This window comes from Streptomyces sp. NPDC006643 (assembly GCF_042870175.1).
GTDB lineage: Bacteria > Actinomycetota > Actinomycetes > Streptomycetales > Streptomycetaceae > Streptomyces.
Genome location: NZ_JBIAHA010000023.1, coordinates 64,651 through 79,013, shown reverse-complemented (window position 1 = coordinate 79,013; position 14,363 = coordinate 64,651). Strand labels below are relative to the sequence as shown.

General features: G+C 71.2%; 12 protein-coding genes and 2 pseudogenes. 5 read left to right on the top strand and 9 right to left on the bottom strand.

Going from position 1 to position 14,363, the window contains the following annotated elements:
• Window positions 1-24: 24 nt before the first annotated feature.
• Entirely contained in the window at window positions 25-3,537 is a 3,513-nt protein-coding gene (locus tag ACFYNU_RS28695) for an NB-ARC domain-containing protein (RefSeq protein ID WP_356596597.1), read from the bottom strand.
• A 203-nt stretch (window positions 3,538-3,740) separates the two neighbouring features.
• Window positions 3,741-4,160, bottom strand: coding sequence for a GNAT family N-acetyltransferase (locus ACFYNU_RS28690; protein WP_356596595.1), 420 nt, complete (start codon window positions 4,158-4,160; stop codon window positions 3,741-3,743).
• A gap of 89 nt (window positions 4,161-4,249) precedes the next feature.
• Here ACFYNU_RS28690 and ACFYNU_RS28685 point away from each other — a divergent pair, with 89 nt between their 5' ends.
• The gene (locus tag ACFYNU_RS28685; protein WP_356596593.1) at window positions 4,250-4,885 is read left to right on the top strand and encodes an ATP-binding cassette domain-containing protein; all 636 of its coding nucleotides are present in this window, start codon (window positions 4,250-4,252) and stop codon (window positions 4,883-4,885) included.
• On the top strand, window positions 4,882-6,429 hold the full coding sequence (locus ACFYNU_RS28680) for a hypothetical protein (RefSeq protein ID WP_356596591.1): 1,548 nt from the start codon (window positions 4,882-4,884) through the stop codon (window positions 6,427-6,429). Before ACFYNU_RS28685 ends, ACFYNU_RS28680 begins: the two co-directional genes overlap by 4 nt.
• Before the next feature lie 100 nt (window positions 6,430-6,529).
• Here the strand turns inward: ACFYNU_RS28680 and ACFYNU_RS28675 are convergent, their stop codons facing one another.
• The 3 genes from ACFYNU_RS28675 to ACFYNU_RS28665 form a co-directional block, all read right to left on the bottom strand.
• Entirely contained in the window at window positions 6,530-7,423 is an 894-nt protein-coding gene (locus ACFYNU_RS28675) for a S1 family peptidase (protein ID WP_356596589.1), read from the bottom strand.
• Between the two features lie 844 nt (window positions 7,424-8,267).
• Complete coding sequence (locus ACFYNU_RS28670; RefSeq protein ID WP_356596587.1) at window positions 8,268-8,768, bottom strand: winged helix-turn-helix domain-containing protein; 501 nt, start codon at window positions 8,766-8,768, stop codon at window positions 8,268-8,270.
• A 71-nt stretch (window positions 8,769-8,839) separates the two neighbouring features.
• Window positions 8,840-9,379, bottom strand: coding sequence for a peptidoglycan-binding protein (locus ACFYNU_RS28665; RefSeq protein WP_356596585.1), 540 nt, complete (start codon window positions 9,377-9,379; stop codon window positions 8,840-8,842).
• A 245-nt stretch (window positions 9,380-9,624) separates the two neighbouring features.
• On the opposite strand from ACFYNU_RS28665, the pseudogene ACFYNU_RS28660 reads away from it, so the two are divergent.
• Window positions 9,625-9,747: pseudogene (locus ACFYNU_RS28660) on the top strand (type I restriction endonuclease subunit M); the annotation flags it as partial.
• 238 nt (window positions 9,748-9,985) lie between these two features.
• Here ACFYNU_RS28660 and ACFYNU_RS28655 read toward each other — a convergent pair.
• The 3 genes from ACFYNU_RS28655 to ACFYNU_RS28645 all read right to left on the bottom strand — a co-directional run bounded on the left by ACFYNU_RS28655 (window position 9,986) and on the right by ACFYNU_RS28645 (window position 12,286).
• Window positions 9,986-11,515 carry a UDP-N-acetylglucosamine 1-carboxyvinyltransferase gene (locus ACFYNU_RS28655; protein ID WP_356596583.1) on the bottom strand — a complete coding sequence of 510 codons (1,530 nt, stop codon included), beginning with the start codon at window positions 11,513-11,515 and terminating at the stop codon, window positions 9,986-9,988.
• A gap of 215 nt (window positions 11,516-11,730) precedes the next feature.
• The gene (locus ACFYNU_RS28650) at window positions 11,731-11,931 is read right to left on the bottom strand and encodes a DUF4236 domain-containing protein (protein ID WP_356596581.1); all 201 of its coding nucleotides are present in this window, start codon (window positions 11,929-11,931) and stop codon (window positions 11,731-11,733) included.
• 10 nt (window positions 11,932-11,941) lie between these two features.
• Window positions 11,942-12,286 (bottom strand): SDR family oxidoreductase, encoded by a 345-nt coding sequence (locus ACFYNU_RS28645; protein WP_388767586.1) that lies wholly within the window; start codon window positions 12,284-12,286, stop codon window positions 11,942-11,944.
• Between the two features lie 160 nt (window positions 12,287-12,446).
• On the opposite strand from ACFYNU_RS28645, the pseudogene ACFYNU_RS28640 reads away from it, so the two are divergent.
• Window positions 12,447-12,677, top strand: a pseudogene (locus ACFYNU_RS28640) (helix-turn-helix domain-containing protein); the annotation flags it as partial.
• Window positions 12,678-12,801: 124 nt separating this feature from the next.
• Entirely contained in the window at window positions 12,802-13,422 is a 621-nt protein-coding gene (locus tag ACFYNU_RS28635; protein WP_356596579.1) for a dihydrofolate reductase family protein, read from the top strand.
• Here the strand turns inward: ACFYNU_RS28635 and ACFYNU_RS28630 are convergent.
• Window positions 13,400-14,299: a helix-turn-helix transcriptional regulator gene (locus ACFYNU_RS28630; protein WP_356596577.1), complete on the bottom strand. Its 900-nt coding sequence runs from the start codon at window positions 14,297-14,299 to the stop codon at window positions 13,400-13,402. The two genes, ACFYNU_RS28635 and ACFYNU_RS28630, sit on opposite strands and share 23 nt — an antisense overlap.
• Between the last annotated feature and the right edge of the window lie 64 nt (window positions 14,300-14,363).

Genomic DNA, 14,363 nt, shown 5'->3' with positions numbered 1-14,363 from the left:
GCGCCGCGCGTGCCTGACGCCCCGTCAGGTACGGAACGTGAAGAGATACAGCCCCCGTTCCCCGGCCGCCGCGACGACGCGGCTGTCGGGTGCCCACAGACAGCAGTGCAGGGGACCGTCGACGCGCATCACGCTCGCCACCCGCTCGGTGGCGCGGTCCCAGATCCGCAGCGTCCCCTCCGCGTCGGTGGTGGCGAGCCAGGCGCCGTCCGGTGCGACGGAGACGGATGTCGCTCCGTCGGCGTGGGCGGTGAGGAGCGACGTACACGCCCCGTCGGCCCGGTCCCAGAACCGCACCGTCATGTCCTGACCGGTGGTGGCGAGCCAGCTGCCGTCGGACGCGACGGTCACCGATCCCGCCCCGTACGCGGCAACGGTGCGGGTGCAGGTGCCGCTCGCCCGGTCCCAGATCCGCAGCGTCCCCTGCGCGTCGGTCGTGGCGAGCCAGGTCCCGTCCGGCGCGATCGTCACCGACCGCACCGCACCGGCGTGCCCGGTGAGGGTGCCCGTGCACCGCTCGCTCGTCCGGTCCCAGATCCGTACCGTGCCCTCCGCGCCGGCGGCGAGCCAGCTGCCGTCCGGCGAGATCGCCATGGGCTCCTCCCCGCCGGTCTCACTCGCCGGGATCGTCGTGCTCGTACCGCTTGCCCGGTCCCAGATCCACAGGGTGCGCGCCGCGCCGGTGGTGGCGATCCAGCTGCCGTCGGGCGCGATCGCCATCAGCGCCATCCGGCCGACGGGGTCGTGCGGAGCGAACGTCGGCCCTCCGTCGGCGCGGTTCCAGATCCGTACCGTCCTGTCGTCGCTGGTGGTGGCGAGCCAGCTGCCGTCCGGCGCGTACGTCACGGACTCCACCCGCCCGGCGTGGCCGGTGAGTACGGCGCCGCAGGAGCCGGTGCTCCGGTCCCAGAGCCGTACGGTCTGGTCGTCGCTGGCGGTGGCGACCCAGGCCCCGCTCGGCGAGATCGCGACCGCGCGCACCGCGCCGGTGTGGCCGGTGAGTACGGCGCCGCAGGAGCCGGTGCTCCGGTCCCAGAGCCGTACGGTCTGGTCGTCGCCGGCGGTGGCGACCCAGGCCCCGCTCGGCGAGATCGCGACCGCGCGCACCGCGCCGGTGTGCCCGGTGAGGGTGGCGGTGAAGTTCTGCGTCCGCAGGCTCCAGAGCCGTACGGTCCGGTCGTCGCAGGCGATGGCGATCCAGGTCCCGTCCGGGGCGACCGTCACCGACTCCACCAGGACCGAGGGTTCGGCGAGAACCACGGTGCACAGGGGTTCCTCCGGGCGGGCGATCCGCACCTTCCTGCCGTAGCAGGTGTAGGCGAACCAGGCCCCGTCCGCCACGCTGGTCACCTGCCACACACCGCGCGAGTGCCAGGTCGGGAAGGAAGCGATCGCGTTGCCGCCCGTGGGCGCCCAGATGCCCGTCCTCTTGTCACTGACGGCGGCGACCTCGGTCCCGTCCGGCGAGATCGCCACCGAACTCACCGACTGCGGGACGTCGTCGCTGGGCGGCGCGAAGATGGTGGCGACGGGGGGCCCGCCGGCGGGATCCCAGATCCGCACCTTGTCCGTCCCGTTGGCGGTGACGAGCCAGTTGCTGTCCGGGGCGATCACCAGTGACGTCACCACCTGCCTTCTGCTCCTGCCCCTGGGCCGGCTGAGGGTGGCGGTACGGGTCCCGCCGACCGGGTCCCAGATGTGCACCTCGCCCGGTCCCTGGACGGTGGCGAGCCAGGTGCCGTTCGGCGCGATCGCCAGCCGGCTCACCGGCCCGCCGAATCCGGTGAGCGTACGCAGCAGTGCCGGGACGGGGAGGTCGGGCGGCGGCCACGCGTTGACCAACACCGGCCCCGGGAGCGGCGATCGCTGTCGCGCGGCGACCTGGTCGCGCCAGAGCGGGAGCCCTTCGAAGCGGCTGTGCAGCACCGCTGTCAGCGCACCGGCGGGGTCGGTGGGGGTGAGGAGATGGGCGGCCTGCGCGATGGTGTGGGCGCGTGCGGCGGCGGTGGGGCTCCCGATCCGGGTGAGATCGCTCCAGGGGGCGGTGGGACCGCGCTGCGCCAGCCGGGTCTCCACCCAGCGCAGATCGCTCGCCACGGCCTCGGCGAACTCGGCCGGACCGGCGGCCAGCAGATGCTCGATCAGATGATCGAGCAGATAGCCCTCGCGCAGTTCCCACCACGCCCTGCCCGGATCGGGCGCGTCGGCGGCCAGGGGACCGGCGGGGGGCAGATCGTCGGCGACGGCGTCGACCAGCCGGGCGTGGACGGCGGCCAGCGCCGTCTCGCCCAGCTCACCGGCCAGGTAGTCGCGGATCACGTCGTGCAGGGTGATCCGGCCCGCGTGTTCGGCGGACAGCGACAGCAACGACAGCCGTTCCAGGTCCGCGCACAGGGCGCGGGACCGCGCTTCGGTCAGACCGCCGGTCGAGCGCCACAACCGCGCGACGAGTGACAACGGCACCGCCTCGTCCTCCGCGAACACGGCCAGCTCCGCGAAGCGGTCGGCGCCGCCCGGGGGCAGGAGTGTGGTGGCCGCCTCGACCGTGGCCCGCACCGCCCGGTTCCTGCGCTCGGGATCGTCCAGGTTCAGGGCGCCCGGCGTACGGTCCACCACCGTCGGGCCACGCGCGGACAGCTCCCGCAGCATGTCCGTGGCGGCGGTGGTGACGTCGGCGCCGGTGGCGACCTGTTCCGCGATGAGCCGGTTCGCCAGGCGCAGCAGCAGCGCCCACCGGCCGGTGGCCCGCAGCAGGGCGTCCGTGATGTCGCCGGAGAGGGGCGGCAGTTGATGGGTCAGGACGGCCCGCGCCTGGTCGGGCGACATCTCGTCGACGGCGATCGACCGGGCGTCCGGCGGCAGCAGCGAGGGGACACGGGTCGTGACCAGGCGTACGCAGCGTTTCCCGCCGCGCAGGAAGGGGGCGAGCTGCTCGCTCTCCCACACGTCGTCCAGGACCAGCAGTGTGCGCGGGCGCTGGTTCAGCAGCCGGCCCAGATGGGCGCCGGCGAGAGCGGGGTCGTCGAACTCCTCGGTGTTCCCGGTGATGAAGCGGGTGGCCTCGGCCACCTTCGCCGCGATCGCGGCCCGGCCCCGCACGTCCCGGCCGATGGTGACGGTGTACACCCGGCCGCGGAACCGCCGCTGTACCTGGGGGTTGGCGCACACCACCCCGGCCAGCGTCGTCTTGCCGAAGCCGCCCGCGCCGGACAGCGAGGTCGTGATCCCGACGGCCCCGCCGCTGCCGCACACGGCCGCGACGACCTCGTCCCCCTGCGCCCGGTCGACCACCCAGTCGGCGACCGGGGGCGGTTCGGGCGGCGGTGGGTCACTCGCGGCGGCGGCGGGCTTCTCCTGCCGTACGACCACCGAGGCCGCGACCAGGACGGCCAGCAGGGTCGTAGCCGCGACGGACTCCCAGGAGTTGCGGCGTAACAGATCCAGAACGCCGGGCCAACGCGCGTCCGACGTCGCGGCGTTGGCGGCCAGCGCCCCCAACGCGGCCAGAGTGACGCCGGCACCGGCCAGCAGCACCATGCATGTGACGCGTCCTCGCACCCGTACTCCCGTGTACCCCGTGGTCAGATCGGCCCGACACTATCGGCGAGTACGGGCGCCCGGCGCACAGTTGCCCGCGCGGGGCGCGATGAGATACGGGCGCTACAAGATCGGTGCGCTACGAGACCGGGGCGCTACAAGATCGGTGCGCTACGAGACCGGGGTGCTTCGAGATCGGTGCGCTACGAGGCCGGAGTACTCCGCGACCGGAGCGCGAGGAGACCGGCGCTCGTCGGCGTGAACCCGCAGGCGTCGAAGTAGAACGCCCGCAGGTCGTCGTCGAAGTCGACATGCAGCCACTCACACTTCGCCGCGCGGGCCCCTTCGGCTGCTGTGGCGACGAGTCGGGCCCCGATTCCCGAGCGCCGGAGACCGCCGCCGACCACGGTGTCCAGGACGAACGCGTGCACGCCGCCGTCCCACGCGACATTCACGAATCCGACGAGCGCACCCTCGTGCCGCGCACAGACCCAGCCGAGACTGTGCCGGCGCACCTGCCCCACCCAGTCGATGTCCAGGACCGGATGCCCGAAGCCCTCGGCGTGCAGCGCGTTGACGGCCGCGTTCTCGAAATCGCCCCGCCATGTGTACGTGATCGTCATGACCGCGACCCTAACGACCGCGCGGCGCGGCCGAATTGACGGCGCGTACCGTTGCGGGCATGGGATCACCGCACGGTTCTGGAGGGAAAGTGACCGGAGTTCCGGTGATCGCGGCGGACGGGGCCACCGTCACGCTCGGCGACACCACGCTGCTCGCGCCCACGACGTTCGCGGTGCCGCCGGGCGGGATCTGGTGTGTCACCGGCGGCAACGGTACGGGGAAGACGACGCTGCTGCGCGCCTTCCTGGGCAGTCGCCGACTGACGGCCGGTACGTGTTCGGTACGGGGCGAGGCAGCCGATCTGGCCAGGCCCTCGCACCGGCGGTTCGTGGCCTCCCTGGTCGAACCCGTCCCGTTCGCCCGGGACATGACGCTGCGCGAGCAGGTGACGCTGGTCGCCGCGTCCTGGTACGGCAACGCCCCGGAGACCGCCGACCGGGCCGAACGGATCATCGAGCGGCTCGGACTGTCCTCGCTGGGCGAACGGTTTCCCCATCAGGTCTCGTCCGGACAGCTGCAACTCTTCAGCCTCGCCCTGACGTTGGTGCGCCCCGCCGATGTCGTCCTGCTCGACGAACCCGAGCGCCATCTCGACTCCGACCGCGTCGAGTTGGTGGCCGCGCTGCTCACCGAGCGGGCGGCGCGGGAGAGTACGGCGTTCCTGATCGCCACCCACGAGCCCGCCCTGGTCGAAGTTCGCGACGGCCGTGTGGAGTTGGGATGACGACGCACGCCACCCCGGCCCATGACGCGACCGCCGGGGATCGCGTCCACGCCGTACGGCAGCGGTACGCCCGCCGGGGCGGCCGGGCCACGGTGCGTGGCCGCGCCTACACCGCGTATCTCGTCGCGCTGTTCGGCGTCTTCTACCTGGTGCCGATGGTCCACGCCCGGAGCACGTCCCCGGCGCTGATATCCGTGGGGCCGCTCGCCGAAGTGACGCCGCTCGCCTGCGCGTTCGCATTGGCGGCGTGCTGGGGCGCCCAACTCGCGGGCCGGTTCTGGGGACCGCTGGTCATCCCGCCGTTCCTGCTGCACGTGTTCATGTCCACGGACCTCTCCCCGGCGCGCTACCTCGGCACGATCGCCCGGCGCCGACTGGCGTACGGGGGCACGCTCACGCTGCTGGCGGCGTGCGCGGCGGCGTACCTCGCGACCGATCTCTTCGACCGGCCCGGCACCGCGCTGCCGGGCCTCGCCGTCGTGGCGGGGACCGTCGGCGTCGCCGCCGTCGCCTGGCTGTGGGGGCAGGTCCGGGCGGTACGCGACAATCTCGTCCTCGCCTCCGTAGCGGGCGCCGTGGCACTCGCCGTCGCGGCGCTGAGCCGCACGACCCCGGCGGGCGGGTACGGGCTCTGGCTCGTCGCCGGTGTGCTGGCGACCGCCGGAGCGGCCGTGGGACGGGCGGCCTTCCGTTCGATCCGCAACATCGACCTCGCCCGGCTGGCCCGCGAGTCGGCCCGTGCCTCCCAGGCGCAGGCGTACGCGTGGACGGGCACGCTCCACCACGCACTCGACCTCTACCGGCCCGAGCCACACGGCTTCACATCGGCGCTGATCCGCCCGGACGGGCGCCTTCGCGGCCATCTCGCCCAAGGGGCGGTCCGCGCGCTGCGGACGCCCGGCCGCGCGAGCGCCGCTGTGACGCTCCTGCTGGTCGGCGGCGCCGCGCTGACCCATGGGGTGGCCGGACGGGACGGCGGCGGCCCGGCGGCGCTGTGGTGGACGGCCGGGTCGATCGGTGTGTATCTGGGCAGCGGGTGGGTGGGCGAGACCTGGCGCGGGCTGCGGGACGAGCTGACCCTGGCCCCGCTGTTCGGCGAATGGTGGGGCGGCACACTCGCCCGCACGCTGCTCTGGCCGGTCGTCGCCGTGACGGTCGGCGTATGCCTGGGCGGTGGGCCCGCGACCGTGGCCCGATGGCCCCAGCACGGCGCGCCGTCGGTGCATACGGTCCTCCTTGTCGCGGGGTCGGTGGTGCTCGTCCTCGGCGCCAGATTCCTGCGCGAGATGAAGCTGCATCTGCCGCTCGAACTGCTTCTGCCGGTCATCACGCCGCTCGGCGACCTCTCCGGACTGCGCGTCGTGGCCTGGCAGTTCGACGGTTTCGTGGTCGTGGTGATCGGTGTCGCCGTCATGCACGCCGTCGCGTCCCCGCTCGTCGCGACGGCACTCGCGGTCGGTGTCGCCGCCTGCTGTGTCTGGGCGGGCCTGCGCCGGACGGGCTGGGCGCACCGGGGGCTGCTCTCCCGCCTGGGCCGGGTCTAGCGCGGCGCGGTGCGTGTGCGGTGCGGGGCGTGTGTGACGACGAGTGACGACGACGGCGGACCGCGCCGAGGCGCGGTCCGCCGGTGGTGCGAGTCGCGTGCTAGAGGACGCTGGCGCCGTAGACGCTCAGGGCCTCCGTGACGGGCTGGTAGAACGTGGTGCCACCCGTACGGCAGTTGCCACTGCCGCCGGAGGTGAGGCCCAGCGCCACGCTGCCGGCGAAGAGCGAGCCACCGCTGTCACCGGGCTCGGCGCAGACGTTGGTCTGGATCATGCCGTACACGATGCCGCTGGCACCGTAGTTGACGGTGGCGTTGAGACCGGTGACCGTACCGCCCCAGACGCCCGTGGTGCTGCCGCTGCGACGCACGGACTGGCCGACGAACGCGTTGCCCGCCGACGTGATGTCCTGGTACGTGCCGTTGTACAGGTAGACCCGGCCGTCGGCCGCCGCCGGGTTGGAGTGGCGGATGATGCCGTAGTCGTTCGTCGGGAAGCTGGTCCCGGTACGCGTGCCTATGGACCAGCTGGCACCGATGTTGGTGCAGTGACCGGCGGTCAGCGCGTGGGCCACGCCGCCGACGGACACGTTGAAGCCGAGCGAACAGCGGCTGCCGCTGGTGGTGATGGCTTCGCCACCGGCGATCAGCGGGCTGAACTTACCGTTGGTGCGCTTGACCGTCAGCTCCGCCTTGGAGTCCGCCAGCGCGCTCTTGACCTCGGCCAGTTCGGCCTTCGACACGGTGCTGTCGATGGTCACGACGATCTTGCCGGTGCTCGCCTCGGTGTACCAGGCGGTGCCAGCCACGTCCGCTTCGAGCACGGCCGAGCTGGCGGCGGCGAGCTGCGTGGCGGTGGCCTTGACCTCGGGGGCCGGGGCGGCGACGGCCGAGGGGGCCGCGAGCGCGACGGCGGTCACCAGACCGGACGCCACGGCGACGAGCCGAGCCCGTCTGGACGTGCCGTTGAGCGGGGAGAAGCGCTTGAAGATCACGAGATCCTCCGGAGGTAGTGGGGGATGGACGGCCCGTCCGGTAGGGCGGGCCGCCGATGCGTACGGGTCCCCGACCAGTGGTTGCTGGTCGTGGACCTGCCAAGCTGCGCGGATCGAATGGTTGACGGCTACGGCTCCCGACGCAAGGACTACTTCCGGTCCGCGGCCGGAGAGCACGCTCGGTGTGGGGACGGGGCGCGCCCGACCACACGCCGGGGCGCGCGCCGGCACCTTTCCGGCTTTACTGCAAAGCGTGTGCGCGCTGCCGGACCTGGGTGGTCCGTGCCGGAAACTCCCTTGACGGGCGGCGGGTTTGAGCCTGTTTGCAGTCCCTTTGCATTTGATTGCAACGGGTTACATGACGAACACACGCAGTTTGCCGCTCGATCCGTCCCCGTTGCGGCTGAGGCGGACTACGTCTGGTGGGGTGAGTGGGTCGCGTGGTGCGGCTGGCCATGACTGCGGCATTCAGCAGGCTTTCGAGCGACTTTCCCGTGCGTTCGGCATGGCCGAATCTTGAACTCCACCGCTGCGGGCCCTCCGCTTTCAGACCTGAATACGTCCGGAGGCGCGCTCTTGCGGGGGGTTGTCGGCGTGTGCTGAGGGGGTCCGGTACGGCGAGGAAAGATCCGCCGATCCGGACCGGCCGCACCGGATGTCCGGCGAAGCGGCCCGCGAACGCCTTGTGGTGCGGGCCGAGTTCGGCGCGGCCGGGGCGTGTGGGGCCCGATGTCCGCCCAACTCCCGCAATGGTTGCCGTCGCAAAGCGATTGATGGAATCCAATCACTTGACCATGCCGACAGCCGTGCGCGGGGATTCCCCCCGCGTCAAGCGGGCGGGCGATCACACACTCGGATAGACGGCGATATAGACAGCGGTCCGCTCGGTGTCCGCCTCGACGGCGTCGTCGTCGAACTCGTCGACGAGCGCTGCCAGCCGCCGTTCGTACTCCGCCCGCCGCCGAGGTGTGAGATCCAGTACGAACCTGGCCTGGCGGACGTCCTTCATGTCGAGTTCGCCGGCCTCGGACAGAAAGGCCCCCAACATCGCCCCGCCGACGGGACCTTCGCCCAGCGGACCTCCGGCCCACGGAAGCCCGCTGGACAGATAGGGAATCTCCCTCGCGCCACGATTCCCCCGCCTCGGTGCCTGCGCCTCCAGCAGCCCGGCGTCCACCAGCTTCCGTACATGGTGAAGCGTGGTCGCCGGATCCCTGCCCAGCCGCACGGCCAACTCCTTGTTGGTCATAGCCTGCGTCCGCGTCAGCCGAATGATGCGCAACCGCACCCCCGACGCGAGAGCCCCCGCCCGCACCTCAGCGGCGTCCCGGCGCTGATTCGTCATGTCCCGAGCCTAGGGGGTGTCTTGTCGATCCTGCCGGGCTCGCGCGCCCGGACCGACCACCGACAGGATCGTCACGTGCAGGTACGGGAGTTGTAGCCGGCGACGCGCCAGTTCTCGTTTGCCAGCTCGTAGAAGCCGTGCCTGCCCGTTTCTCCGCGATAGAGGACGAAGTCGTCGCTGTCGCCCGTGTATCTCATCCGGTACTGCCGGTTCGGCCCGTCGTTGACGAGTTGCCCGTAGCCCAGATTCTCTCCGGCCTTGGACCAGGTGTTCTTGCCGACGATGCCGTCGTCGGCCAGGCCCCACCTCCTTTGCAGGCTCTTCGTACGGGACTCGGTGGTCGGCCCGAAGATCCCGTCGATTTCGAAATTGTGGCCGTAGCCTTCCGCCCAAAGGACTTGCTGCCACAGACAGGCGGCGTTGGAGCTGGCATGCGAGTACCGGGAGACGGTCCCCTCGTCGCCCCAGTCGTCGAACAAGGTCCCGGCGCCGCTGATGTAACCGTCGTTGACGTTCGCAGAGGCCGGCGTTGTGCCGAGCCCCAAGGTGAGCATGACCGTCACAGCCGCCGTACCGGCCCCCAGCCGTGTCAGGGCCTTCCTGATGGACATGATGAGATTCCTTCCAGTCGCGCTTCTCGATGTGCCGACCACCAACTCGGCGGCGGGTCGAACTCCCTCGTCGCACCTGAGTTTCACTGCCGCGGACATCGCCGAACAGGGCTTTGCGCCGCACGCCAAAAGCCCAGGCCACGAGCGCGGAGGGAGCGCTCCGGATCCACTCCGCGCGGTGCCATGAGTCGCGGAACACGTACGGGAATCGGGACCACGATCAGCCACTGGCAGGCTCATGCCGCATGATCGACGAATTCGCGAAAGGCGATCTGCCCGGGAGACTGCGGCGAGACCGCTAGGCGCTGCTCTGGAAACTCGACGGCTTGTCGGAATACGACGCACGCCGCCCATTGACCGCGACTGGTCTTCGACCGCCCTTCCCCGGAACAAGTCCATCCGGCATACCGGGCAGGCCGACATCCTGCGCGAGGGCATCGACGGCCGGACCGGGTTGCGCGCCGAACAGCGGTCCAGGCCTAGCGCCGACGACCCACGGACCGCGTCGGCGTCACGTGTCCTCCGGGTCACACCGGCGGCCGTCGCACCCCCCTCCATGACCCACCGAACAGCAGGCCATGAAGGGGTACGACGGCATCGCCGGTTCTAGATGTCGCGGAAGATCTCGATCTGCGCGCCCACCGAGTTCAGGCGCTCCGCCAGGTCCTCGTAACCCCGGTTGATCACATAGACGTTGCGCAGCACCGACGTGCCTTCCGCCGCCATCATCGCCAGCAGTACGACCACCGCGGGGCGCAGCGCCGGCGGGCACATCATCTCCGCCGCGCGCCAGCGGGTCGGGCCCTCCACCAGGACCCGGTGCGGGTCCAGGAGTTGGAGCCGGCCGCCGAGGCGGTTGAGGTCCGTCAGGTAGATGGCGCGGTTGTCGTAGACCCAGTCGTGGATCAGGGTCGTGCCCTGTGCGACGGCGGCGATCGCCGCGAAGAACGGCACGTTGTCGATGTTCAGCCCCGGGAAGGGCATCGGGTGGATCTTGTCGATCGGCGACTCCAGCTTCGAGGGCCGTACGGTCAGATCCACCAGCCGGGTACGGCCGTTGTCCGCCGGGTACTCCGGCGTGAGGTCGTGGTCCAGGCCCATCTCCTCCAGTACCGCCAGCTCGATCTCCAGGAACTCGATCGGCACCCGGCGGATCGTCAGCTCGGACTCTGTGACCACGGCGGCGGCGATCAGGCTCATCGCCTCGACCGGGTCCTCGGAGGGGGAGTAGTCCACATCGGTGTCGATGCTCGGCACGCCGTGCACGGTCAGCGTGGTGGTGCCGACGCCCTCGACCCGTACCCCGAGCGCGTCCAGGAAGAAGCACAGGTCCTGGACCATGTAGTTGGACGACGCGTTACGGATGACGGTGACGCCGTCGTGCCGGGCGGCGGCCAGCAGCGCGTTCTCCGTGACCGTGTCGCCGCGTTCGGTCAGCACGATGGGCCGGTCCGGCGACGTCGAGCGGTCGACCACCGCGTGGTACAGCCCCTCGGTCGCCGTGATGTCCAGACCGAAGCGGCGCAGCGCGATCATGTGCGGCTCGATCGTGCGCGTACCGAGGTCGCAGCCGCCCGCGTACGGCAGCAGGAAGTTGTCCATACGGTGCAGCAGCGGGCCGAGGAACATGATGATCGAGCGGGTACGCCGCGCGGCCTCCGCGTCCATGGCGGCCATGTCCAGCTCCGCCGGCGGCACGATCTCCAGATCCATGCCGTCGTTGATCCAACGGGTGCGTACACCGATGGAGTTGAGCACTTCGAGGAGCCGGTAGACCTCCTCGATACGGGCCACCCGCCGCAGGACCGTACGCCCCTTGTTGAGCAGCGAACCGCAGAGCAGCGCCACGCAGGCGTTCTTGCTCGTCTTGACGTCGATGGAGCCGGAGAGCCGGCGTCCGCCGACCACACGAAGGTGCATCGGCCCGGCGTATCCGAGCGACACGATCTCACTGTCGAGCGCCTCACCGATGCGCGCGATCATCTCAAGGCTGATGTTCTGGTTGCCGCGCTCGATGCGATTCACGGCGCTCTGGCTGGTGGCCAGCGCATCCGCAAGCTGTGTTTGTGTCCAGCCCCGGTGCTGACGGGCGTCACGGATGAGCTTGCCGATGCGTACGAGGTAGTCGTCTGCCATGGAGAAAGGTTATCTCATATGTGAGATGAGAGCGCAGTTGGGGTGCGCCATTCGTGGCGCCCCATCCGGGGCCCCGCGCGGCGCACCTCACCGCCCATCCTGGCCCGACTGGCCCGACCCGGCGAGCGGGGTACGGCCGTTCGGGCACCGTCCCTGACGCCTCGGTCCTGACCCCGCCTCGCCCCGCCGGGGGAACGCGCCGGGGCCCGCCCGTGTCAGTGGCCCCGGCGCTTGGTCGTGGTCTTGCGCCAGCCGAAGGGACCGGGCAGATCCATCGAGGTCGTCCGTCGGCCGGTGCTGCTCGTGGTGTGCTTCGGGCCCTTCTTGCCGCCGCTGGTGATGGACCACGAGCGCTTGTTGATGTTGAGCCGTACGCCCGGCAGGATCTGGAAACTCTTACGGAAGGTGAGCGGCACGGTGGTCTCCTCAAGTCGGTCCCGGTGGAGCCTTGTTGGCAGTACTGGTTACCCGTGGGCGCGCACCCATGTCTGCGGCACCGAGATTGCCGCCGGGCGCCGTGTCGATCGCCTCGCCGATCGCCGCCGCCGGGTCGACGCGGAGCCCGGAGATGGAGGCGACGTTCACGATGTGCCCGGCGCCCTGCTCACGCATGACGGGCGGTACGGCCGCGATGCCGTGCGGCACACCCCGGATGTTGACGTCGATCATGCGGTTCCACTCCTCGACCCTCAGCGCGTCCAGCGTCGACAGCGGCATGACTCCCGCGTTGCGTCCGTGCCGCTCGCGTGCGGCTCCGGCGAACGACCGCATGCTCGCCAGGTTCGTGTTGAGGGCCAGGGGCCGGGCCGGTGATCCGTGGCCGGTGCGGGGAGCATGCGCCGGATCCCGTCCGTGAGGCAGGGCGGGACTTCCTGGGTGTGCCACACCCTGGACCCGGGCCGGGAGTGTCCCGCGACGTACGATTTGCCCCATGAACGGTGACGGACTGGGTGAATTCCTACGGGCCCGGCGCGCCCGGCTGACCCCCGCCGACCTGGCCGGGGTCAGCGCCGACTACTACGCCCGGCTGGAACAGGGCCGTGAACGCAGCCCGTCCGGCCCGGTGATCGACGCCCTCGCCGACGCGCTGCGGCTGGCCGCCGGCCGGGAACCGCACAACACGCGGCTGCTCGCCCTCGTCGCCGAACTGCGGGAAAGCAGCGAGGAGTTCGAGGCGCTCTGGCAGGACAACAGCGCCCGCGGACCGACCCCTTCACGACCGATTCATGGCCCGACCGATTCGCGACAGACGAGCCGAACCACCGAACGTCGAAGGAGCACACCTCATGACGGTCACCGTCACCGCCGACATGGTCATGTCGCTGGACGGCTATATCGCCGGTACCGGCCACAGCGTCGCCGATCCGGCGGGTCGCGGCGCCGACCGGATCGGCGGCTGGATCCACGCGCAGTCCAGCTGGCGCGAACGCTCGGGCCTCGACGGCGGTGCGGCCGACCGCGACTCCGAGATCATGCGCGAGTGGTTCGAGGCGACCGGCTCGGTGGTGATGGGACGGCTCATGTACGACTCCGGGGTGGAGTTCTGGGGGGACGAACCGCCGTTCCACGCCCCGGTGTTCGTGCTGACCAACCGCCCCGCGCCCACTCTCGTCAAGGAAGGCGGCACCAGCTTCACCTTCGTCCCCGACGGCATCCACAGCGCGCTCGACCAGGCCAAGGCCGCCGCCGGCGGCCGTAACGTCGACATCGCCGGGGGCGCCGACACCGTCCAGCAGTATCTGCGGGCCCGGCTCGTCGACGAACTCCAACTCCATGTACTCCCCGTGCTGTTCGGCGCCGGGCTACGGCTCTTCGACAACCTCGGGCTCGGTGCGCACGACCTCGAACCGATCCGTGTGGTGGACACTCCCGGCGCGACCCATCTCAAGTACCGCGTCCTGAAGTAGCGAGGAGCCGCAGCGCGGTCTCGGAGGCGGACCCCGGCTCGGCCCCGTACACCGCCACGCGCTGCCCCTCGTCGTTCGGCAGCACCATGAACTCGACCATGAGCGTCATCGTCCCGACCGTCGGGTGGTGGTACGTACGGGTGTCGGTGCCGCAGTCGCCCACCGAGTGCGCGGCCCACAGCTCGGCGAACTCCGGGCTGGCGACGGTCAGTTCGCCCACGAGTCCGGTCAGACCGGGGTCGTCCGGGAAGCGGCCCGCGATCAGACGGAGATCGGCGACGGTGGCACGGGCCTTGCGCGTCCAGCCGCCTTCGCCACCGCCGTCGCCCTCACCTTCGCCACCGCCGTCGCCGTACAGCTCGCGCGTGTGTGGGTCGAGGAACACCAGCCGGGCGATGTTGGGGCGGTCCCCGGGCCGGTCCGGGGAGCCGATGTCGAGATGACCGGCGAGCAGCGCGTGCGCCGCCGGATTCCAGTCGAGGATGTCGCCGAAGCGCCCGAGCACCAGGGCGGGTACGTCCAGGAACGACCGGATCATGTTCCGTACGCCCGGCCGCACCCGCTCGGGCTCCGCCTCCCGGCGCGGCGCCCTCGGCCGGGGGCGGGCCAGCGAGTAGAGATGAGCGCGCTCGTCGTCGTCCAGGCGCAGCACCCGCGCGACGGCGTCGAGCACGGAGTCCGACGCGTTCGGGCTCTGCCCCTGCTCCAGACGCGTGTAGTAGCCGGCGCTCACCCCGGCGAGCTGCGCCAACTCCTCGCGGCGCAGCCCCGGCACCCGGCGGCGGCTGCCCCCGTACATGGGCAGCCCGGTGTCCTCCGGCCGGAGCAGCGCCCGTCGTGACCGCAGGAACGCGCCCAGGTCCGCGTATGTCTCCATGCGCTTCAGTATCGCGGCCGGGCGCGAGTCCAGGCCGTACTCCAGCCTGTACCTGTCAGGGGTG

What these genes read in the sequence shown, in the direction of transcription:
- ACFYNU_RS28655 (WP_356596583.1), bottom strand. Translation starts at nt 11,515, where the DNA reads ATGGCAGACGACTACCTCGTACGCATCGGCAAGCTCATCCGTGACGCC.
- ACFYNU_RS28645 (WP_388767586.1), bottom strand. Translation starts at nt 12,286, where the DNA reads ATGCGGTCGTTCGCCGGAGCCGCACGCGAGCGGCACGGACGCAACGCG.
- ACFYNU_RS28680 (WP_356596591.1), top strand. Translation starts at nt 4,882, where the DNA reads ATGACGACGCACGCCACCCCGGCCCATGACGCGACCGCCGGGGATCGC.
- ACFYNU_RS28630 (WP_356596577.1), bottom strand. Translation starts at nt 14,299, where the DNA reads ATGGAGACATACGCGGACCTGGGCGCGTTCCTGCGGTCACGACGGGCG.
- ACFYNU_RS28670 (WP_356596587.1), bottom strand. Translation starts at nt 8,768, where the DNA reads ATGACGAATCAGCGCCGGGACGCCGCTGAGGTGCGGGCGGGGGCTCTC.
- ACFYNU_RS28635 (WP_356596579.1), top strand. Translation starts at nt 12,802, where the DNA reads ATGACGGTCACCGTCACCGCCGACATGGTCATGTCGCTGGACGGCTAT.
- ACFYNU_RS28665 (WP_356596585.1), bottom strand. Translation starts at nt 9,379, where the DNA reads ATGTCCATCAGGAAGGCCCTGACACGGCTGGGGGCCGGTACGGCGGCT.
- ACFYNU_RS28690 (WP_356596595.1), bottom strand. Translation starts at nt 4,160, where the DNA reads ATGACGATCACGTACACATGGCGGGGCGATTTCGAGAACGCGGCCGTC.
- ACFYNU_RS28695 (WP_356596597.1), bottom strand. Translation starts at nt 3,537, where the DNA reads ATGGTGCTGCTGGCCGGTGCCGGCGTCACTCTGGCCGCGTTGGGGGCG.